Origin of the sequence: Pseudoalteromonas sp. NJ631 (genome assembly GCF_000276645.1) — a bacterium.
In the GTDB taxonomy this organism is placed as follows: domain Bacteria; phylum Pseudomonadota; class Gammaproteobacteria; order Enterobacterales; family Alteromonadaceae; genus Pseudoalteromonas; species Pseudoalteromonas piscicida.
This window is the reverse complement of the sequence record NZ_AKXJ01000021.1, coordinates 12,280-32,925: the sequence shown is the minus strand read 5'-3', so window position 1 is coordinate 32,925 and position 20,646 is coordinate 12,280. Positions and strand designations below refer to the sequence as shown.

At 44.8% G+C, this 20,646-nt stretch carries 21 protein-coding genes; 14 read left to right on the top strand and 7 right to left on the bottom strand.

Translation table 11 applies throughout. From position 1 onward, the window contains the following. The first annotated feature begins 22 nt into the window (after positions 1-22). Complete coding sequence (locus A587_RS0122535) at positions 23-715, top strand: pseudouridine synthase (RefSeq protein WP_026001100.1); 693 nt, start codon at positions 23-25, stop codon at positions 713-715. A 23-nt stretch (positions 716-738) separates the two neighbouring features. Here the strand turns inward: A587_RS0122535 and A587_RS0122530 are convergent, their stop codons facing one another. Beyond that, positions 739-1,125, bottom strand: a complete 387-nt coding sequence (locus tag A587_RS0122530) for an MAPEG family protein (protein WP_017219395.1) — start codon at positions 1,123-1,125, stop codon at positions 739-741. A gap of 305 nt (positions 1,126-1,430) precedes the next feature. On the opposite strand from A587_RS0122530, the gene A587_RS0122525 reads away from it, so the two are divergent. Next, positions 1,431-2,300 carry a DMT family transporter gene (locus tag A587_RS0122525; RefSeq protein ID WP_017219394.1) on the top strand — a complete coding sequence of 290 codons (870 nt, stop codon included), beginning with the start codon at positions 1,431-1,433 and terminating at the stop codon, positions 2,298-2,300. Here A587_RS0122525 and A587_RS0122520 read toward each other — a convergent pair. Together A587_RS0122520 and A587_RS0122515 are read right to left on the bottom strand one after the other, a co-directional pair. Further along, entirely contained in the window at positions 2,287-2,601 is a 315-nt protein-coding gene (locus tag A587_RS0122520; protein WP_017219393.1) for a DMT family transporter, read from the bottom strand. The two genes, A587_RS0122525 and A587_RS0122520, sit on opposite strands and share 14 nt — an antisense overlap. A 1-nt stretch (position 2,602) precedes the next feature. Next, the gene (locus A587_RS0122515; protein ID WP_010378119.1) at positions 2,603-4,129 is read right to left on the bottom strand and encodes a carbon-nitrogen hydrolase family protein; all 1,527 of its coding nucleotides are present in this window, start codon (positions 4,127-4,129) and stop codon (positions 2,603-2,605) included. 157 nt (positions 4,130-4,286) lie between these two features. Between A587_RS0122515 and A587_RS0122510 the strand changes: the two genes are divergently transcribed. Then, positions 4,287-5,357, top strand: a complete 1,071-nt coding sequence (locus A587_RS0122510; RefSeq protein ID WP_017219392.1) for a GGDEF domain-containing protein — start codon at positions 4,287-4,289, stop codon at positions 5,355-5,357. A 27-nt stretch (positions 5,358-5,384) separates the two neighbouring features. On the opposite strand, the gene A587_RS0122505 is transcribed toward A587_RS0122510, so the two are convergent. Next, positions 5,385-7,670: a penicillin acylase family protein gene (locus A587_RS0122505; protein WP_017219391.1), complete on the bottom strand. Its 2,286-nt coding sequence runs from the start codon at positions 7,668-7,670 to the stop codon at positions 5,385-5,387. A 195-nt stretch (positions 7,671-7,865) separates the two neighbouring features. On the opposite strand from A587_RS0122505, the gene A587_RS0122500 reads away from it, so the two are divergent. The 6 genes from A587_RS0122500 (at position 7,866) to folX (ending at position 14,559) form a co-directional block, all read left to right on the top strand. Beyond that, positions 7,866-11,222, top strand: a complete 3,357-nt coding sequence (locus A587_RS0122500; protein WP_017219390.1) for an ATP-binding protein — start codon at positions 7,866-7,868, stop codon at positions 11,220-11,222. Between the two features lie 95 nt (positions 11,223-11,317). After that, positions 11,318-11,944: a YceH family protein gene (locus A587_RS0122495; RefSeq protein ID WP_017219389.1), complete on the top strand. Its 627-nt coding sequence runs from the start codon at positions 11,318-11,320 to the stop codon at positions 11,942-11,944. Positions 11,945-12,004: 60 nt separating this feature from the next. Next, the gene (nadE, locus tag A587_RS0122490) at positions 12,005-12,841 is read left to right on the top strand and encodes an ammonia-dependent NAD(+) synthetase (protein ID WP_017219388.1); all 837 of its coding nucleotides are present in this window, start codon (positions 12,005-12,007) and stop codon (positions 12,839-12,841) included. A 70-nt stretch (positions 12,842-12,911) separates the two neighbouring features. Further along, the gene (gene folM, locus A587_RS0122485) at positions 12,912-13,628 is read left to right on the top strand and encodes a dihydromonapterin reductase (RefSeq protein WP_017219387.1); all 717 of its coding nucleotides are present in this window, start codon (positions 12,912-12,914) and stop codon (positions 13,626-13,628) included. 6 nt (positions 13,629-13,634) lie between these two features. After that, positions 13,635-14,189, top strand: coding sequence for a GTP cyclohydrolase I FolE (folE, locus tag A587_RS0122480; protein WP_010378105.1), 555 nt, complete (start codon positions 13,635-13,637; stop codon positions 14,187-14,189). A 7-nt stretch (positions 14,190-14,196) separates the two neighbouring features. Next, positions 14,197-14,559: a dihydroneopterin triphosphate 2'-epimerase gene (gene folX, locus A587_RS0122475; RefSeq protein WP_010378103.1), complete on the top strand. Its 363-nt coding sequence runs from the start codon at positions 14,197-14,199 to the stop codon at positions 14,557-14,559. A 44-nt stretch (positions 14,560-14,603) separates the two neighbouring features. On the opposite strand, the gene A587_RS0122470 is transcribed toward folX, so the two are convergent. Then, positions 14,604-15,032, bottom strand: coding sequence for a YqaA family protein (locus A587_RS0122470; RefSeq protein WP_017219386.1), 429 nt, complete (start codon positions 15,030-15,032; stop codon positions 14,604-14,606). A 106-nt stretch (positions 15,033-15,138) separates the two neighbouring features. Between A587_RS0122470 and A587_RS0122465 the strand changes: the two genes are divergently transcribed. The 3 genes from A587_RS0122465 (at position 15,139) to A587_RS0122455 (ending at position 16,676) form a co-directional block, all read left to right on the top strand. After that, positions 15,139-15,651, top strand: coding sequence for a TlpA family protein disulfide reductase (locus A587_RS0122465; protein ID WP_017219385.1), 513 nt, complete (start codon positions 15,139-15,141; stop codon positions 15,649-15,651). A gap of 12 nt (positions 15,652-15,663) precedes the next feature. Further along, on the top strand, positions 15,664-16,128 hold the full coding sequence (locus A587_RS0122460) for a DUF2721 domain-containing protein (protein WP_017219384.1): 465 nt from the start codon (positions 15,664-15,666) through the stop codon (positions 16,126-16,128). A 101-nt stretch (positions 16,129-16,229) separates the two neighbouring features. Then, entirely contained in the window at positions 16,230-16,676 is a 447-nt protein-coding gene (locus tag A587_RS0122455; protein ID WP_010378096.1) for a c-type cytochrome, read from the top strand. 189 nt (positions 16,677-16,865) lie between these two features. Here A587_RS0122455 and A587_RS24305 read toward each other — a convergent pair whose 3' ends face one another. Then, on the bottom strand, positions 16,866-17,051 hold the full coding sequence (locus tag A587_RS24305) for a PA3496 family putative envelope integrity protein (RefSeq protein WP_010604204.1): 186 nt from the start codon (positions 17,049-17,051) through the stop codon (positions 16,866-16,868). Positions 17,052-17,339: 288 nt separating this feature from the next. Here A587_RS24305 and A587_RS0122445 point away from each other — a divergent pair, with 288 nt between their 5' ends. Beyond that, positions 17,340-18,125, top strand: coding sequence for a YggN family protein (locus tag A587_RS0122445; protein ID WP_017219383.1), 786 nt, complete (start codon positions 17,340-17,342; stop codon positions 18,123-18,125). A gap of 38 nt (positions 18,126-18,163) precedes the next feature. On the opposite strand, the gene A587_RS0122440 is transcribed toward A587_RS0122445, so the two are convergent. Beyond that, positions 18,164-19,723 (bottom strand): aminotransferase-like domain-containing protein, encoded by a 1,560-nt coding sequence (locus tag A587_RS0122440; protein WP_017219382.1) that lies wholly within the window; start codon positions 19,721-19,723, stop codon positions 18,164-18,166. On the opposite strand from A587_RS0122440, the gene A587_RS0122435 reads away from it, so the two are divergent. Beyond that, positions 19,722-20,636 carry a DMT family transporter gene (locus A587_RS0122435; RefSeq protein ID WP_017219381.1) on the top strand — a complete coding sequence of 305 codons (915 nt, stop codon included), beginning with the start codon at positions 19,722-19,724 and terminating at the stop codon, positions 20,634-20,636. The two genes, A587_RS0122440 and A587_RS0122435, sit on opposite strands and share 2 nt — an antisense overlap. Positions 20,637-20,646 lie beyond the last annotated feature (10 nt).

The window sequence follows — 20,646 nt, the reverse complement described above, 5'->3', positions numbered from 1 at the left end:
TCTTTTTGATCAGTGAATGTCTATGTCCTATCCGATGCGTTTGGCCAAATATCTCAGCCACTGCGGTGTTTGCTCTAGGCGACAAGCGTCTCGCTTAATTGATAGCGCAAGAGTGACCGTAAATGGCCGCTTGGCCAACCACATAGATCACATCAATTTGACCGATTGCATTATGGTCGATGGTGAACTGGTCGCGCCGCCGCAAGCGAGAAGACTCTTTGTTTACCATAAACCTGTTGGTATAGACTGCAAAGTGAATCCAGATGACCCTGCTAGTATCTACCATGTACTACCTAAATCGTGTCGTGTTTATCCGATAGGTCGGTTAGACAAAGACAGCCGGGGGTTACTACTACTCACCAATGATGGGGAACTGTGTCAGCAGTTAATCCACCCTGACCATCATCAAGAGAAAGAATATGAGGTGCAAGTCGACAAGCCTCTGGATCCAAGTTTTTGCCTTAAAATGGCAGCCGGTGTGCCAGTGAAGGGCCAAATGACACTCCCCTGTATCGTTGAACAAATCGCACATGACCGCTTTAGAATAGTGTTACGACAAGGCCTCAATCGCCAGATAAGAAGAATGGCACATCACTGTGGTTATCGGGTTATCGACTTATACCGAGTGCGTATCGCAAACTTAGCATTGACAACGTTGGAGGTTAACTCCGCTGAAGTGAAAGAGATTTCAGCAGAGTTAATTCAGTTAACCTAAGTGTAGAGTCACGCAAAGGGCGACTATAAACCACACACCACAATAATGGCGATAGCACAGCCGAGCCCTAGCGCCCATACGATGGAGCGCAGCACATCAATATTCGCCCAATACAACACACAATATAATGCTCGAGCGACAATATGGCCTATGGCTAGCCATTCGACTAGAGAAGTGTAGGTTTGGGTGCCAAACGCAACGGCTAAGGCGACAGCAAAAACAGATAATGACTCAAAACAGTTTTGATGCGCGGCCAGTGCTCTTGACCCTAGCCCAGTTAGTTTCTTTTGCTGTTCACGCGGGTGCTTGTTGTCATAGCCCCCTTCTTTGTTCATCGCCACTGCCACAGGAATTTTGGCAAAATAAGGTAGTAAGATGGCAATAATTGCACAGATGATTAGTATACCCACAAGATACTCCTTCAACCTTTTGATTATTCAACTCAGTAGAGCAGAATAGCGTTAAAAAGAAAAGCCATAAGTGAATACGTAATACCCTAACTTATGGCCCAATCTTGTAGCATCGACTTTAATCATATCGTGATACTGAAAATTGAACATGTGGCAAATTGTCGCAGTGCGCCAACCACAAGAGTTGCTTCCCTAGCACCTTGAATACACATTGAATTATTTTCACTATCACGATAATTCATTTATTCAGACTCGCTCCTATCCGGTATGCTGATACATATTCGAGCATTGTAGAGTCACCTCTCATGTGGATTTTGTTCACCTTACTAGCTGCTTTTTCTCAGGCTTGGCGAAATGCCTTTCAAAGCAAACTGAGTGAAAGCGCCTCCACAGCCAGCGTCACCCTCGCAAGATTTATTTTAGCCAGCCCGCTTGCGGGGTTATATCTTTGGAGCCTTTACCAGATTGCTCCCGCAGAGCCGCTCGCCATTAACGATGACTTTTTAGCCTTTGTGCTGGGTGCCAGTGTCATGCAAATCATCGCGACGGGTCTAATGGTGGTGCTGTTTAAGCAAAATAATTACGCCATAGGCGCTGGACTTGCGAAGAGCGAGGCACTCGTGGCGGCGATTTTGGGCGTACTCTTTTTTGGCTCAAGCTTAACTTTACTTGGTTGGTTTGGTGTCTTTATCGGTGCTATCGCGGTGTTGTTATTGAGCGGTTTTAGTCTGCGCGCTTTCAATGGTAAAACTGCATTAGTGGGACTTGCCTGTGGAACAAGCTTCGCGCTCACTTCTCTTTGGGTTCGCGAAGCCAGTATCGCATCGGGCCTACCTTTTCCTCACAGTGCAGCTTGGGTGTTATTGTTAGTGCTGGTTTGCCAAACTGTGATGCTGAGTATGTATATGACGATACGCGAACCACACTCTTGGCGGGTGCTTTGGCAACGTCGCAAACTGACGCTGGCAATTAGTGTTAGCAGTTGCATAGGTTCTATAGGTTGGTTTAGCGCAATGAGCCTTGAGCATGTAGCTTACGTGAAAACACTCGGCCAAATCGAAGTGTTTTTTACTTTGCTTATCTCATTCTTATGGCTCAAAGCGCCGGTGAAGAAGCGCGACTCAATGGGACTCTTACTCATCGCCATCGCGGCGATTTTGGTTATGCTAACTTAAGTACCACAACCCCACTGATGATAAGTAATACGCCCAAGTAGCGCATAAAACTACTTGGGTCACCGTAAAAGAAGATACCCACTAAGAATGTGCCTGCCGCGCCAATACCCGTCCACACGGCATACGAGGTACCCAATGGAATTTGCTTTTGCGCCAGCCATAACATCCAGCCGCTCATGGCCATAAAACCAACGGCTATCACTATGCCTAACCAACGAGTATCGGCTTGTTGCGCCATTTTCAGACCAACGGGCCAACCTATTTCAAACAGGCCAGCCATAATTAAATAAACCCACGCCATACTATTTTTGTTTCAACTCCACGGAATACAGGTCTTTTCTTCGGTCTCGTAAATTACGCACCGTCCCTTCACTATGCAATATTTTGAGTTTATCTAAGTCTAAGTCACTAAATAACAGCATTTCCGTATTTGGCGTTGCTTCGTTGAGCGCGGCATCATGAGGAAAAGCAAAGTCCGATGGCGTCAACACCGCTGACTGCGCGTACTGCACATCTAGGCTTTCTACCTGAGGTAAGTTACCAACGCTTCCAGCAATAACCACATAGCATTCGTTTTCAACCGCACGGGCCTGTGCACAGTGCCTTACCCTTAAGTAGCTGTTTTTCGTATCAGTCCAAAATGGTACAAACAAAATATCTAGCCCTTTTTCAGCCATGATCCGTGATAGCTCTGGAAACTCCACGTCGTAGCATACTTGGATCCCTACTCGGCCCGCGTCCGTATCGAACACCTCTATTTTATCACCGCCTTTGATAACCCAATCGTAGTCTTCGTGAGGGGTGATATGAATTTTACGTTGTTCATCCACTTTGCCAGAGCGGTGACATAAGTAACTGACGTTATAGAGCTTGTCGCCCTCAAGTAGCGGCATAGAGCCCGTGATAATATTGGCATTGTACTCAATCGCCATTTGCGACATCGCGGCTCTAAACTGCTCGGTATACGTCGCCAATGCACGAATAGCTTCGGTCTGATTTCTATAGCTTCCGAGTCCCATTAGTGGCGCGTTGAAGAATTCAGGGAACAGGATAAAGTCACTTTGGTAATCCGAGACCGTATCCACGAAATACTCAACCTGCTTCATTAACTCCTCTACCGATTCCACCCGGCGCATCTGCCACTGCACGGCCCCCACTCTGACGATGGTTTTCTTACTTTCGATCACGGTATCGGTAGGCTCGAAGAGAATGTTATTCCACTCAAGTAGGGTCGCATAGCCTTCGGAGTCCTGATCTTCCGGCAGATATTGCTTAAGTAGTCGCTTTACTTGGAAGTCGTTGGCAAGTTGGAAGCTTAGAATGGGGTCGTGTAATTCTTTATGATCGACTTTGTTTATATACTCCATTGGCGACATACTGCCACGGAATTGCTTGTAAAGCGGAATACGACCACCCGCTAAAATCGCGCGTAAGTTGTACTGACGACAAAGCTCTTTACGGGCATCATACAGTCGTCGACCTAGACGTAGACCACGATGGCTTTTGGCTATCACTACGTCCAACCCGTACAGCGCATCAGCATTACTATCACTAAAAATTCGGCTATGCGCGTCAACAATGTCTTCATAGGTATGCGGGTTAGAAAAGGTTTGATAGTCAACTTGAACACTCAGCGCGATACCGACGAGACGCTCACCGTCTTTGACACCGATCTGCCCCTCAGGAAACTGGTCAATCAACCTAAATATCGTATGACTAGGCCACGCACCACCGAGATCAGGGTAGGCTTCATCCATTAATGATTTAACCTGATCGTAGTCAGACTTTTCTAGGTTACATAGCGTGATCCGCGCTTTTTCTACAGACATATCAACTCCAAAGCTTTTATTATCTACCTATCTCTCACTCTACTACAGCGAACCTTGCTGGATGCTGAGCGAATAACCAGAGCTTAGGTCAAATAGGCGGCAAATCACAATAGAGCTTCTATACTTATTTTATTGTGAATACCACAAGAGCTTACGTTTGACTAAATACCACCCTTATAGCAAACCAGACCAAGTAGAAGCATTAAAATTTGCATTATTACGACGCGTGGCCGCGTATTGCATGTGGCTACACGCCGGCCTCATTGTTGTCTTTTGGCATTTAGAGGTGAACATGCTTGCTTTGGTAAACGTGGGTAGTGTGCTGATGTGGTACGCTGGCATTAAACTCATTGATGCGAGCAAACCCTCGATTGCACTGCGGGTTTTCTGCCTTGAAGTCGCCATACATGCGACGCTGGTGTGTGCCTATCTCGGCATGTCACTTGGATTTCAGTACTATCTCTGGACAGTATCTTGCCTCATGCTGCTAGATTACCAACTCAGATTACGTAATGCCGTAATTTATTCCGTTGTGTTAATCACGCTATTCGCAGTCTTAGAATTACTGTTTGGTGATATTGCCTATCAATATCGCTATCAACAGTTAATTCCCTATGTCCATTTTGCCAATGTGCTCATATGTGGGATTCCGATGATCTACACGATCAGCCACATACGTAAAATGACGGTGCAACAAAGAGACAAGCTAGAAGAGCTCGCTGCACACGACCCGCTCACACAAATGTTCAACCGTCGCTATGCGCGCGAGTTAATCACCCATGCTAAAGAAAGCTGTATCTCCACTCACTCTCCTTTATGTTTGGTGATGGCGGATATCGACCACTTTAAAAAAATCAATGACACCTTTGGCCATGACAAAGGTGATCAAATCTTAAAAAGCGTAGCCGAGACAATCAAAGCACATATTCACCCTGCAGATATTGCCGTTCGTTGGGGTGGTGAAGAGTTTTTAATCGTGCTAGCGCCTTGCTCTAGTGGAGAAGCAATGCAGCGTATGGAAAAATTACGACGAGCCATCGAAGCCACCAGTTTTGAAAACGAAATACTTAAAGTCACCATGAGTTTTGGCGTTGCAAATTGGGACCCTAGTCAATCTTTTGAGGTTGTCATTCAACATGCGGATGCCGCACTTTACGATAGCAAACATTCAGGTCGAAACCGCGTTACCGCAGCACCTATTTTGCGTGTATCGGAGGGCGTAAGTTAACCCCTCCGATACGTTCAGTGCAAAGCCTTACTTAGGTGAAATGACGATCTGGTGAGTTATTTTTCCCGGTAACAAAGGGGTGTTACCTCCTTCAGCATAGTCATTAAACCCCGTACGATAAAACGCCGATAACGGATGTCCACTTTGGCCACCAGCAACCGTTAAAATTGCATTTTGTAAATGGCCGGGCTGTGCGATAAAGCGCTGCGATGCGCCGAAAGATTTACCCTGCACCGCAGGCATAAAGGTATCACCAAAAGCTTGTGTGGTTGGCATATCTAACAAACCACTCAGCATTGGCATTTGTTTTGAAAAAGGATGCTGCACCTTAAGTGCATTGACATCCCCCCAGCGCCAAGCAGCCATATTACTGCCATATCTTTCGCTAAGTTGCTGCTTGGCAAGCTTGTAAGCAGCCAACTCTAACTCAACCCAAGAGCCATGCTCGCCCAACCAGCTATTTGGCTGCTCGGTTAAGAGCTGCCAGAGTCCGGGTTCAAGATAACGCTTAACCGGCTTCAGCGACAATTTTTGCGTGTTTAAGTGCTGCTCCAAGGGTGCGAAAAGAGTGTCGATCAGTGCATTGCGGTAGGCTTTCACCAAGGTGTAACCGACTGAATCGGCACACGCACAGCCCTGCCAGTCATTAAGGAGCGAAATATCATTTTCAAAAGATGCGGAATGTTGGTTTTGCAATAGGGATACTAAGTGCTCGTGCCACGGCGCTAAAAACTTAGCGCGATTGTCCAATTGCAGCTGATAGAAATCCGCTTCCGTAAACTGCTGCTGAGCTAAAAGTCCATCGCGGATCTGCACGGCACGTGCACCTAACGCATAGCCGCCATCACCAAACCTTTGATTATCTGCAACTGAAACCACGCGAGAGTTAGCCGTCCACAATTTACCGTTTTCAGGGTTTTGCACAACCGGGCGAACTTGTTCGTTGTTCTGCCACGCTTGCTCATATAGCTCTGTATTCAACGCCGTGTTATGAGTCATTTTACGTGCAGGAATAGCCCCCATCGGCGTCCAAGCAGCTGCTCCTTTACTGTCTACCACCATCAAATTTTGTACAGGGATCCCTACCTTTTTGGCATGCTCTGTTGCTTGCTGAACTTCGGTTAAGCACTCAAGTTGCACAAGCTCTAGGTTTACGGCATAGGGTTGATGAGCAACCCAACTCAGCGCTAGCTTCTTATCTCCAAGTTGTTTAACGGGACCAAATGTACTCATTTCTAATTGATAGGTATGACTTTTGCCATCAGGCAATTTAATTTCTTCAGCAATGAACTGCGTCTTGGTGTCTGCGTCAAGCTCAATCCAATCGGCTGTATCTAAATAACCATTGGTGAATCCCCACGCTATGCGATTATTGCTTCCAACCACAATGGCTGGAGCGCCTGGTAACGACACCCCAGTTACCTGAATTGCATGGCCCTGATCCTGATAATTAAGCTGGGCACGATACCAAATCGACGGCACATTTAAGCCAAGGTGCATATCGTCGGATAACATTGCCGATCCTGTCTTTGTAAGCGCACCAGTTACGGCCCAATTATTACTGCCGTAAAGCGGCACATCAGCAATATGTGATGGCTGAGCTTGCACGATTTGTTGCTGTAATGCAGGAATAGTAACTGGCGATGCCGTAAGTACACTGTTATCCAAAGCAGCCTGATATTGACTAGGCTGCAAGATAAAATCGAGCATATCTTGACCATATTGCTGCTTAAGCGCAATTAGGGTTTCATCGCGCTCATAAGTACCTGCTTGCAAGTCTAGATACATGCTAAAAATAGTGAGTAAGCTGTCTTCTGGCTGCCATGGTGCAGGAGTTGCACCTAGAAGCAGGTATTCAAAACTGGTGAAGCCAGATTGTACTCGCCCATCGTTCACCCCTTGTGTATAACGCTCAAGGATTTGCCTATGCGCCTCAGGTAAGGACATCACGATAAGCTTTGCCCGTTTTCTGAATTGATGGAATCGCATGCTTTCATCAAGGCCAATGGCCGCCGAGCCAAATAACTCACTCAATTCACCAGCGGCATTGCGACGCAACAAGTCCATTTGAAAAAAGCGGTCCTGACCATGTGCAAAACCCAATCCATACGACGCATCTGCTCGGGTGTCAGCCGACACCACAGCTTGCCCCATGGCATCGCGCGCTACCGTTACTGTATTATCAATCTCCGATGTACTTCCTTTACCATCCAGTGCAGGCAAGCTCAGCGCAAGCAAGCCATATATACTTGCAGTACCAAGCAATACCAGTAACAGCAGAGCGACAACAATTCGTTTAATCCAAGTAAGCATGACCATCCCTTAACAATGTATCCAGCGCTAATTTATGCCTAGAAGATATAGCATGTCATTGGCTAATAAACCAATATTCTCGACTTTGTCACAGTTATAAGACAATCAAGTTAAAGCATTTTATTTTGGTTAATTAGATTTCGCTTTGCGAGGACTGAACTATAGTTAAATCATCGTCTTCAACACAGAAGCACCATGATCTCTGAACTATCGACATCACCACTTAAATTTCGCTTTGTGAAATATAGCTTCTGGCTTTTGCTAGTCGTGATAATCGCGGTGGCATGGTATGTTGATCAAGTAAACTATCGCCGCTTAATCGCGATAGAAAAGAGCCGCTCGACCGAGGAAGTGAATGTCTACCGCACTAAAATAGAAGGTATTCTGGCAAAAAATGTACAACTTGTCAGAGGGCTAGGCATTGCCCTTTCTGGTCAATCCGAGCTCTCTCAAGCTCGCTTCGAACAGCTCGCAAAACCCCTATTCGATAGTAGCCAAATCCTTCGTAATATCGGAGCAGCTCCAGATATGCGGCTCGACTATATTTACCCATTGAAGGGCAATGAAAAAGCCATAGGCTTGGACTACCAAACCCATCCGACGCAAAAATACGGCGCATTACTCGCCAAAGAAAGTCGCGAAATCGTGATGGCAGGTCCACTGGAGTTGCTGCAAGGAGGCACAGGTTTAATCGCAAGAGTTCCCGTTTACACAGACAAAACTCATTTCTGGGGTTTACTCTCTGTCGTGCTCGATATGGATAGTCTGTATCAACAAGCAGACTTTACCGCATTAGAAAGTCAATATCTGATTGCTATTCAAGGTGTTGATGGCAAAGGCCGAGATGGAGATTACTTTTATGGCAATAGTAATATTCATTCGCTTGCCCCCCTCGCATTTAGTGTTAACGTGCCCTCAGGTGAATGGGAACTCTACGCCGTGCCTCGCATTGGTTGGCAACCAGCGGCAACTGCAGTGTGGCCTTTTCGCTTAGCTATCATCGCCTTGATTATCATCTTTATTGCCGCATTTATCTTCATCACTCGACTGCTATCGCAACTACAACGCAATGCTTTATCACTGACCAATATGGGCATACTCGCAGAAGTTGGTGCATGGGAAATTAACGTCAAAACACGCGATATTATTTGGTCGGACGTCACTCGTAGTATTTTCTGCGTGCCGAGACAGTTTCAGCCCACTTGGATGAATACGACAGAGTTTTTCAAAGCAGGTTTGCACAGAAAGCGTTTGCAAGACTGTGTGGATGAACTTATAAAAACAGGCCATGAGTTCGAAGAAGAATTTATTATCCAAACTCAAAATCTGGATGACTTATGGGTGCTGGTGAAAGCACGCTCTATTCGCAGTGGCAAACGCACTAGCCACATTTTTGGTTCCATTCAAAACATCCATAAACGCAAAATCATGGAAATGGAACATGATAAATTCGCCAAAAATAATGAGCTCCTTGCCCATTTGAGCTCTCACGAAGCCATCTTAAATAACCATCTCAACAAAGCACTCACACTCTGCGCAGATACCTGTAGAAAAGGAGTGGAGGTGAATAAAGTGAGTATTTGGCAATTTAATGAGGATAAAAACCAGCTGATCCCAGTGTGTTTTTCAAATGCAGCGATGGATAACTTAGAGCACTTTCCTCCTTGGCGAAAAGCAATAGCACCAGCATTCTTTAGTGAAATTGAGAGTGGCCAAATAATTGCGGCGGAACAAGCTGAAAACCACCCTGCAACAATGACCCTCACCACGACGTACCTTGAACCTTTTGAAATTAAGGCGATGCTTTGCTGCCCCATCAGTCATAAAAACCAAACCTTAGGCGTTCTTTGTGCAGAGTACGATGTTGTAAGTCCAGTTTGGGGTCAAAGCGATCTCCGTTTAATGAAATCTATCGCCGCCATGTTAGGAAGCCTTTTTATTAATAAAGCCCATCAAAAGGCAAAAAATCAAGCCATCATTGATAAAGACTTAGCAGAACAATCCGCTAAAATGAAAGCAGAGTTTTTAGCCAGTATGAGTCATGAAATACGCACTCCACTCAATGGCGTAATGGGCATGGTTGAGCTTGTAATGCACTCACAACTCACTTCGACCCAACACCACCAGCTCTCTTTGGCACATAGTTCAGCGAAATCCTTGCTCACCATCATTAATGACATTCTCGACTTTTCCAAAATTGAGGCTGGTAAGCTAACGATAGAATTTGTTGAGTTCGATCTTATCGAAATGCTAAGCAATATGCTGTCAGCGTTTGTGCGCGCCGCTGATGCCAACAATAACCGGCTACACATCGATTTATCGGGCATGAAAGTCCATACCGCGCAAACGGATCCAAATCGCCTCAAACAAATTCTTAATAATTTACTAAGCAATGCGATTAAGTTCACCCATGATGGCTCCGTGACATTAAGCTGCCATACCGAACAAACGGGCGATCAAACTCGGTTATGGTGCAGTGTAGAAGATACCGGTATTGGTATTTCAAAGGAAAAGCTCAATAAAGTTTTTGATTCATTTACCCAAGCTGATTTATCAACCACTCGACAATATGGTGGTACTGGGCTTGGTCTCACCATTGCAAAGCAACTGTCTCAATTGCTCGGTGGTGACCTACAAGCATTTAGTAAAGAACACGTTGGCAGCACGTTTTCCTGTAATGTACTACTAACAGCGGCAAAGCCCATTACCGTGCATGAAAAGTCTGATAACTCAACGTTATATATATTAAGTGAAATCAATGAAGACTACAGTAAACTACTGAAGCCTTGGCATATCACGTGCTTACACGTGCAGCAACTTGATATGCTCATGACACAACTGCAACAACCGTCCTCACATCTTGCTGTTATTTTGGATGCCAAATTACTCAATGCCGCCCCGCGGAAAAAGCAACAAGCCCTCAAAACGCAGCTAACACAACAACAGATCGTTCATGTGCTTGCCGTTGAAGAACAAAGTAGCGAAACGCTCTCGCTATTTTCCTCTTGCGAGCGGGTGTACTATCCCATCACGCCATATGCAGCACTTCAGGTGTTCAACTCTGATTATCAAGACCCAGACAAGCCGAAATCAGTCAAAACCAACTCACAGGTCAGTGCTGATCCTCTGTTAGCATGCTCAATCTTATTGGTGGAAGATAATCGGATAAACCAAACCGTTGCGATGACGATGTTAGAACGTTTAGGCGCAAAAGTAGTCTGCCAAGAAAATGGCGAGTTAGCGCTTGCACACTTACAATCAACTAACAAACCTTACGATGTAATTCTAATGGATTGTCAGATGCCGGTGATGGATGGTTATCAGGCAGCACAGCAGATCCGCCAAGGGGTTGCCGGAAAAATCCATCAGCATAGCGTGATCGTTGCACTCACCGCCAACGCGATGCAAGGTGATAGAGAAAAGTGTCTTGATGCTGGTATGGATGATTACCTCACCAAACCCATTGACTTTGATGAGCTAAAAGCCAAACTTCTGCAAATAAAACCACAGCAAACAATGCAGGCACCTTCGTCTACGGCCCAACAAAGTTAGCTCGCATACTTTGCTACAGTAAATATTGATATTATATTGCTACTATCAAGATGATGTTATACATCTCATCAGCAACAACAAAAATAAGGAAAGTGATGCAATTAGATACTCAAGAGCAACGCGTACTGGGTAGCTTAATCGAAAAGCAAGTCACCACCCCAGAACAATACCCCATGTCTCTCAATGGCCTCACCAATGCGTGTAATCAAAAGTCCAATCGCGAGCCGGTGATGGAACTCTCTCAAAATGACGTATTAGACACACTGACTCGCCTACAAGAAAAACGCTTAATTACCTGCGACGAAGCACTGTCTGGTCGCGTCGACAAGTACAGCCAGCGTTTTTGTAACAGTGATTTTGGCCACCTTAAAGTCAACGCGAAACAAAAAGCGATAATCTGTTTGTTGTTACTGCGTGGACCACAAACGCCAGGTGAACTGCGTACCCGCAGCAGCCGCCTCGCAGAGTTCAGCTCCGTACAGGATGTTGAATCGACATTAAGTGCGATGCAAGAACATGATTATGTAGTTAAGCTTGCCAGAGAACCTGGAAAACGAGAAAGTCGTTATCAACACTTGTTTGGTGACCAAGTCGTTGAACCAACAGCGCCTGAGGAACTCATCACCAGCACCCAAAATGACAGCGAAATCGAAAGCTTAATTGCCGAGATTGAGCAATTAAAGCAAGAGCTCGCTACCATCAAAGCACATTTAGGGCTTTAAAAAGCGCGTCAGCACCAACATAATAGAAGTTTATCGCCCCGATAGTATTGAGGAACCAGTATGCGTGAAGCAATCATGGCTGAAATGAAAGTTCAGCCAATTATTGACCCAGAATTTGAAGTCAAACGACGTGTCTCATTTTTAAAAGCACGATTACAAGCCTCTGGCTGCTTCACCCTTGTGCTTGGCATAAGCGGAGGAGTTGATTCGTCAACCTGTGGACGCCTATGCCAGCTAGCTATCGATGAACTTAATGCTGAACATGGTACTGGGGCTTATAAATTTATTGCCATGCGCTTGCCGTATGGCGTTCAAGCTGATGAAGATGAAGCGCAACTTGCACTTGAGTTTATCCAACCGAGTCAGCGCTTAACAGTCAACATCAAGCCTGCGGCCGATGCCATGCACGAGCAAGCACTTGCAGCCATGGCGGGTGGAAGCGTGCCACTGCCTTCACAAGCCAGCGTGGATTTTATTAAAGGAAACGTAAAAGCACGCCAGCGCATGGTAGCACAGTACGAAATAGCAGGCCTGACTCGCGGTTTAGTAGTCGGCACCGATCACAGCGCTGAAAACATCACGGGCTTTTATACCAAGTTTGGTGACGGCGCCTGCGACTTAGCGCCCTTGTTTGGCTTATCAAAACGCCAAGTTCGCGCACTAGCGGCTTTTCTCGGGGCACCTGCCGGACTAGTACATAAAGTACCGACAGCCGATCTTGAATGCGACCGTCCAGGCCTCTCCGATGAAGAGGCGCTGGGACTAAGCTATGACAATATTGATGACTTCCTTGAGGGTAAGCCTGTTAGCAGTGAAGTGAACGACAAACTTATTACCATCTATCAGCGCACCCAACACAAGCGTCAGCCAATTCCTACGGTATACGACGAACAATAATATTGTTGGCAGGAGATAATTAATTATTCATCCTGCCCCCTAATCTCTCAATTCACAAGGTGATGAACTTATGAGCCCAGCAGCCGCACCTATTTTAATTACTGGTGGCGCACAGCGCATTGGACTTGCTTTGGTGAAACACTTTCTCGCTAAACAGCAAGCCGTCATATTGACGTATCGCACCAAGCACCAAGTTATCAATGAACTCGAATCGCAAGGTGCTATTTGTATCAAGGCTGATTTTGACGAGCCAGAAGCAATCACACAACTCAACAACCAAATTCGTGCCCATACCGGCGCGCTCAGTGCCATAATCCACAATGCATCGAGCTGGGATTGTGAAGCCAACAACCCTGACTTTTCAGCATTATTCGACAATATGATGCGGATCCACGCTAAAGTCCCCTACTTGATAAATCATGCCTTGAGCGACTTGTTGACAGCCAACAATAACGTCAGCGATGTGATCCATATTACTGACTATGTAGTAGAAAAAGGCAGTCCAAAACACATTGCCTATGCCGCAAGTAAAGCTGCATTAGATAACTTAACACGGTCATTTGCCGCTAAGTTTGCACCTAACATCAAAGTGAATAGCATTGCACCTTCTCTTATCATCTTTAATCAAGACGATAGTGACGAGTACAAGGCAAAAACCTTGAAAAAGTCTATTATGGGAATTGAGCCTGGTAGCAAAGAAGTTATCAATAGTGTCGACATGATACTCTCTAGCAACTATATGACAGGACGCACGGTACAAATCGACGGTGGCCGCCATTTGAGGTAACGCATTATGCAAGACAAATTACAACAGAGTTATAAAACGATTATTGAAGCCGTGGGTGAAGATGCAGACCGCGAAGGATTATTAGATACGCCAAAGCGCGCAGCGAAAGCGATGGAATATCTGACTCAGGGCTACCGTCAAACACTGGATGAAATCACCAACAACGCGGTATTCAGCTCGGATGCCGATGATATGGTGCTGGTTCAAGATATAGAGTTGTACTCTATGTGTGAGCATCACCTTCTACCTTTCGTTGGTCGTTGTCACATCGCTTATATACCTAATGGTAAAGTGCTTGGCTTGTCTAAATTTGCCCGCATTGTTGATATGTTTGCCCGACGTTTTCAAATCCAAGAGCAGCTAACTCATCAAATCGCCAAGGCCGTTGAGGAAGTCACCGGCGCAAAAGGCGTTGGCGTGATCGTTGAAGCCAAACATATGTGTATGATGATGCGTGGGGTTGAAAAACAAAACTCTAGTATGCGAACTTCTGTGATGCTTGGTAACTTCAGAAGCGACCCCAAAACCCGCAACGAATTTTTACAGTTAGTGAAAGGATAAGCACGCTATGTCGAATGCCATTATTAAGGTGACGAATTTAAGGCTACGTACCTTTATTGGTTTTAATCCCGAGGAGCGGGAAAAAAAACAAGATGTCGTGATCAATATTGAAATTCACTACCCAGCGGATACGGCATGTTTAGATCATGATAATGTGGCTCACGCGCTTAACTACAAAACAGTGACCAAAGCTGTCATCACACTGGTAGAAGAAGGGCATTTTTTGTTACTTGAGAAATTAGTGGCTGACATACTTGCTGAATGTCATCAACATCAAGACGTGACGTATGCAAAAGTCACCGTAGATAAACCGCACGCTTTACGGTTTGCTGACTCAGTGTCACTGACGCTCGATTGGTACAGAAGCTAAACTAAGAGATAAGACTCTGATATTCACTTCCTTGCCTTCTGGTGTTAAGAAATCACCTGTAAGGCAAGGTAAATCACCAGTGCATAACGAGCGCCTTTACCGAGCGCGACTAACACAAAAAACCACCAAAAAGAGGTCCGTAGAGACCCCGCTACCACAGTCAAAGGATCTCCGACTATGGGTAGCCAAGCAAATAGCAATGAAAACTTACCGTAACGATTAAATAGCCCACAAGCCTTATCATATTGCTGTTGAGAAACCGGAAACCAGCGCTTATCCCGCCACTTAGCGATAAACCAGCCAAGATAATAGTTCACACAGCTACCAAGTAAATTACCTGTTGTCGCAGCCAGCCATAACCAACCTAATTCACCCTGTTGTTTCACAACGAGCCCACTCAGCGCCAGCTCCGACGACGCAGGTAATAGTGTTGCGGCAATAAAAGCAAGCCCAAATAAAGAAAGATAAATCATATCAACGGCTATAAGAAATTGGACTTTAAGAAATCATCTAAGTGGGGCAATATACTGAAATGCGCGCAAGACTTCAAAAACACTGACACGGAAACAAGGAATAGACATGAAAACAACAATAAAAATGTTACTACTTAGTACCGTTCTCACCACCGGATTAAGTGGCTGTAAGGCCTCTAACGAAGCACAACCACAAGCAGACGATGGCTATCAGACCTATATCCACACCGGCGACTCCTTTAAACATTTGCAATTTACTGATATCAAAAACCAAGCTGTTAGGTTCGATGCTAATCACAAAAAGTTGGTGATTTTATTCGCGACGTGGTGCTCCGATTCGCAACGTTTATTGAGTGAACTAAAACAATCTGAATTACTCACCCAGGCCGAGTTAACCATCGTTGCCATTGGCCGAGAAGAAACTAACACTACGCTTGAGCAGTTCAACGAAACCATGCAATTGCCCATCCATTTTGTTGCCGATCCCAATCGAGATATTTACAACACGTATGCCAATAAAGGCATTCCTAGAGTCATCTTGCTTGATGAACGCAACCGAGTGATGCAAACCCTCATCGGTGAGCAACCCAACACCTTATCAAAACTAAACTGGAATTAACGAGGTAACTATATGAATCCAGAAGTCGTTAGCATTCTCACAATGGCCAAAGTTATCCAAACCGCCGTTGCCCCTGTATTTTTAATTACGGGTATTGCTGCGACCTTAGGGGTACTATCAAACCGCTTAGCACGGATCACGGATAGGGCGCGTTTACTTGATCGCAAAATCAATACCACGCAAGATGAAGAGCTCAAAATGCACTTTAGCCGTGAAATGCGCGCACTATTAAAACGGTCTCGTTTTATCCACGTTGCATTTAGCATGAGTGTACTCAGTGCGTTGCTTGTGTGTGCAGTGGTTATGCTGCTGTTCATGTCGCACTTGTACAGTATGCCATTGGGTATTACTTTATCGTCTTGTTTTATCGCGGCTATGGTGCTGCTTATTGGCGCGTTTGTCTCTTTGCTGGGAGAAATCTTTTTAGCCACCCGCAGTATGCGCAGGGGCATGATATTCAAAGACATCGAGAGTTGATTATTTAAAACTAGTTGCTTCCGTCACAGGGCACTTATCGCAATTGTTTGATTATATTTGTAATTTACATTGAAAATAGGGAAAAATATTAGGGGTTTACTATGAAGAAACTACTTACCGTCACACTATTTAGCTGTCTTGCAGCAACAGCGCAAGCTAACACTATGTTTGAATCGGCTGAAGATGCAATTGAATACCGCCAAGCGTCTTTCCAATTGATCCGTTTCCAGATTGGCAATATGGGCGACATGCTAAAAGGCAAAGTGCCATTTGATGCTGAAGTATTTAAGCAACGTGCTCACAATGCTGCACAATTATCGCAAATGCCTTGGGAAGCATTTATCGACGGTTCTGACAAAGGCAATACTGATGCCCTACCAGCCGTTTGGTCAAACAGAGCTGAGTTCGATGGTAAAGCCAAGCAATTTGCTGAGTATGCTCAAGCACTGGCTGTTGCAGCTGACTCTGGCGACAAAAAGCTGATTGCTTCTGCATTTAAAGATTGGGCAAAAGGCTGTAAAGACTGCCATAAATCTTTTAAAGATTAATACCAATCGTATAAAAACAAAACAGCCGCATATTTGCGGCTGCTTACTATCTGAATAGTTCGTCACTCGCTTGGTTATCACCAACGACACAGTGACTCAGACATCGCACTGAGTAACCCACAGCCCTGCTTAATCACACAGCCAAATTGAATTACTGTCAGTGCTAGACTCGTAGATGACGTCTAGTGATCAATCATCAATATAGTCGAAATCATCATCGCCTAGATTTCTACGTAGGCGTTTTTGCTCTAAGTAGTCGTCTAGCTTTCTTTTGACTTTACGCTTTTGCTTATCATGTTGGTTACGACCCAACTTTTCAAATTCATCGTCTGCAAAATCATCATCAAGCGCATCGTAAGAGAATGTCTTACCCACAACTAACTCCAAAATAAAATAGTCATTAATAAAATGAGAGCCGTCTCTCAAGATCACTATTTAGCGCTAAATTGTCATTCTGAAAAGTGAGAGTTTCTTATCCTTACAATAAAAATTTTTTATTGCCTAATTCATTTTGACAAAAACAACTATATTTTAGTCAATTTCATCACTTTTAGAGCACATTAACTTTCAACAATAAAATACAATATATTGATTTTATTTGAGTTTATATTTGGCATTGTTCTTGTAACAATAATCATGCAACTGAGCCAATAAGGATCGACCATGAATAAAATTTTACTACTAACAGCAGCAACAATGATGACAACCACTGTCGCTGCACACGAAAAAAATAACATCACGTTTAGCGGTGACAATTGTGAAGTAGAATTTCAGAATGACGTTAGGATCACGCCTGATAACTTGGTGATCACAACGGCCAAAAACAAAACAGCTGAGATCAACAACCTTGGCGAACTGACACTCAATGGCGAGCGCATCACGCTTAATACACAGCAAAAAACGATGCTCACGCAATACGGTGATGAACTAAGAGGCCGCCTACCACAAGTGGCTGATATTGCTTTTGAAGGCATAAAGCTAGCGGGCGTTGCCCTTAATGAAGTGGCGCAAACCTTTAATTTAACCAGTTTAGATAGCATCCATGCCGTGATCGATGACCTCGAAACAGAAGTGCAAAATACGTTTTATCAGCAAGGTGCGTTTGTGATGGGCAAGCAAACCTTTGATGAGTTTGGCCAAAATTTTGATAATCAGTTTGAAGAAAAAATCGAGACCGCGGTACAAGGTGCCATGATGCAATCGATAGGTAGCTTACTGGTTGCGATTGGCAACGAAATGTCAGATGCAAATGGTGATATGAGCAGCTTTGAACAGCGTATGGAAAACTTCGCAACACAAATCGAAACCAAAGTTGAACAACAGGCTGAATCTATTGAGAAAAAAGCAGACGCACTGTGTGGCGACTTTGAACAAATAGCGAAAAACGAAGCCATTGTCGCAAAGTCTATTCCCGCAATGTCAGAGTACCAACTGTTTAAATTTAAATAATCTGACGTTGGCATAACTTACTTTTAATTCAGAATACGTTATGCCAACCCTTTCCTTTGTGCATCAGCCAACTCCCCCAGCGTTTTAATCGCTTGCTCTACCGACGCATCCCACGGCAAACCATAACTGATACGTATACAATTTTGATACTTTTTGCTGGCACTAAATAACGTACCAGGCGTAATACTGATCCCGCACTCCAAGGCTTTTTGGAACAACAAGGCACCATCAACGTGCTTACCTAAGTCTAGCCACAGCACACAACCGCCTTGCGGGCGACTGACTCTTACCTCACTACCAAATGCAACATTCACCGCTTGGATCATACGATCTCGATTCTCAATTAACCGTTTACGGACCAACTTTAAATGGCGCTCGTAGCCTCCGGAGCTGAGAAAGTCCGCCAGAGCCCATTGATTCATTAAAGATGACGAACAACTCAACGCACGTTTTATGCGCTTTGCTTTTGCACTAAATTGACTGGCGACCATCCAACCCACTCGATAGCTGGGCGCTGCGGTTTTTGAAAATGACGCACATGTGATCACTAAACCCTTTTGGCTAAATGCTTGTGCCGGTATGCCGCGCTGCTCGGTAAAATATAAATCACCATACACATCGTCTTCTATCAACACCACGTCACGTTGCTCTAATAGTGCCACCAGCTGCGCACGTCTCGTATCTGGCATAAAGCTACCAAGCGGGTTACTAATACTGGTAGAAAACACACACGCTTGAATATCATGCTTTTCAAGTGCCCGTTCAAGGTCGCTCAGCCAAATACCATCATCCGGGCAAACAGGTATTTCAATGGCCTTTAACCCTAAGTTTTCAGCCAGTTCAACAATGCCAAAATAACAGGGAGATTCAATCGCTATCACGTCTCCGGGCTTGGTTACCGCTTGTAACGCAATCGCCAATGCTTCTTGCGCGCCATTGGTGATCACCACTTCATCCATGTCTATTGCTAAGCCCATATCCAAATAACGCCGCACGATTTGCTTTTTTAAACTATCTAAACCATCCATAGGACCATAATTAATGAGTTCATTCCCTGCTTCTTTCATTGCGCGGCGCATAATTTTGGCAAGAACCTGCTCGGTACCCGCAATGGCAATGGGGTTAGCGATACCTAAGGGGATTGCATGTGGCTGATGGATCCCCTTATACACTTGTTCAATCAACGCCTGCTTGTTAACCACTACAGGTTTGGCGGGCAATCGTGCACGCTTCGGTGAGTCGTTGTGCGAAGCTCTGTGGCATAAAAAGTAGCCGGACTTCTCTTTGGCAATGACTTTTCCTTGATCTTCAAGTGCTTGATAGGCCTGCTTTACCGTTGGGATACTGACATTTAAGTTTTGCGCCATAACACGCAATGAGGGAAGCTTTTCGCCCGGTAAAATTGACTCTTGTTCTGCCATCGACAAGATCATTTGGATCACCTGCTGATAGAGAAAGGCGGAATGTTGGCGTTGAATAACGGTACTCATAAGCAATAATCTGTATAGGTATAAATTAGTAAATTCTGTATATAGCTTATACAGAATAACAGCGTAAACTACATACTTCCACTGCTGTTTGAATCTAGAGCCGATCATGAAAAATCTATTTCTTTACGCCATCACTGTGTTGATTTGGGGATCAACATGGCTTGCCATTGAATACCAACTTGGCAGCATCAACGAGTTTGTGTCGCTGTTTTACCGCTTTGGCCTCGCCGCGGTTTGTATGTGGGCGTTTGTCATCTATAAGCGTGTGCCAATGCGATTTTCTCGCCGAGATCACGGCTTTTTCATCCTCTTAGCGCTGTGTAATTTTGGTGCTAACTATCTCTTCTTGTATTGGGCTCAGGCACATTTAACGTCAGCGATGGCATCAATTGCGTTTTCATTATTATTGGTCGTTAACATCGTCAACACTAAGTTGTTTTTTGCCAAACCTATTGCAAAGCGAATTTACTTTGGCGCATCACTGGGCACGCTTGGGATAGTCAGCTTGTTTTGGCACGATTTGGTCGCATTTGATTTGCAAAGCGAGGCCTTCTTGGGATTATCATTAGCTCTATTAGGAACAGTGGTCGCGTCACTCGGTAATATGGTGAGCGTACGCAATTCCAATCAGCAAATTGATGTTATGGCGGGAAATGCGTGGGGCATGCTTTACAGCGCTGTCATGTTAGCAACCTATGTCACCTTTAGTGAACATCAGTTTATCAACCAAGCGCCGGCATCATATTGGTGGTCTCTGATTTACCTCAGCGTGTTTGGCACCGTCATTGCCTTTGGTTGTTATTTCTCACTACTCAAGAATATTGGGCCTGAGAAAGCGAGTTATTTGATAGTGTTATTTCCTTTTGTTGCCGTGGCCTTGAGTACCTTATTTGAAGGCTTTGAGTGGCAGCAAAATACATTTATTGGGTTTATTTTGGTCATCCTAGGTAATGCGATTGTACTCACGCCTTTAGATCGCATCTACGCTTGGTTGTCCATTCGGTCCCCAGTTAGAAGTTGAAGTCTTACCA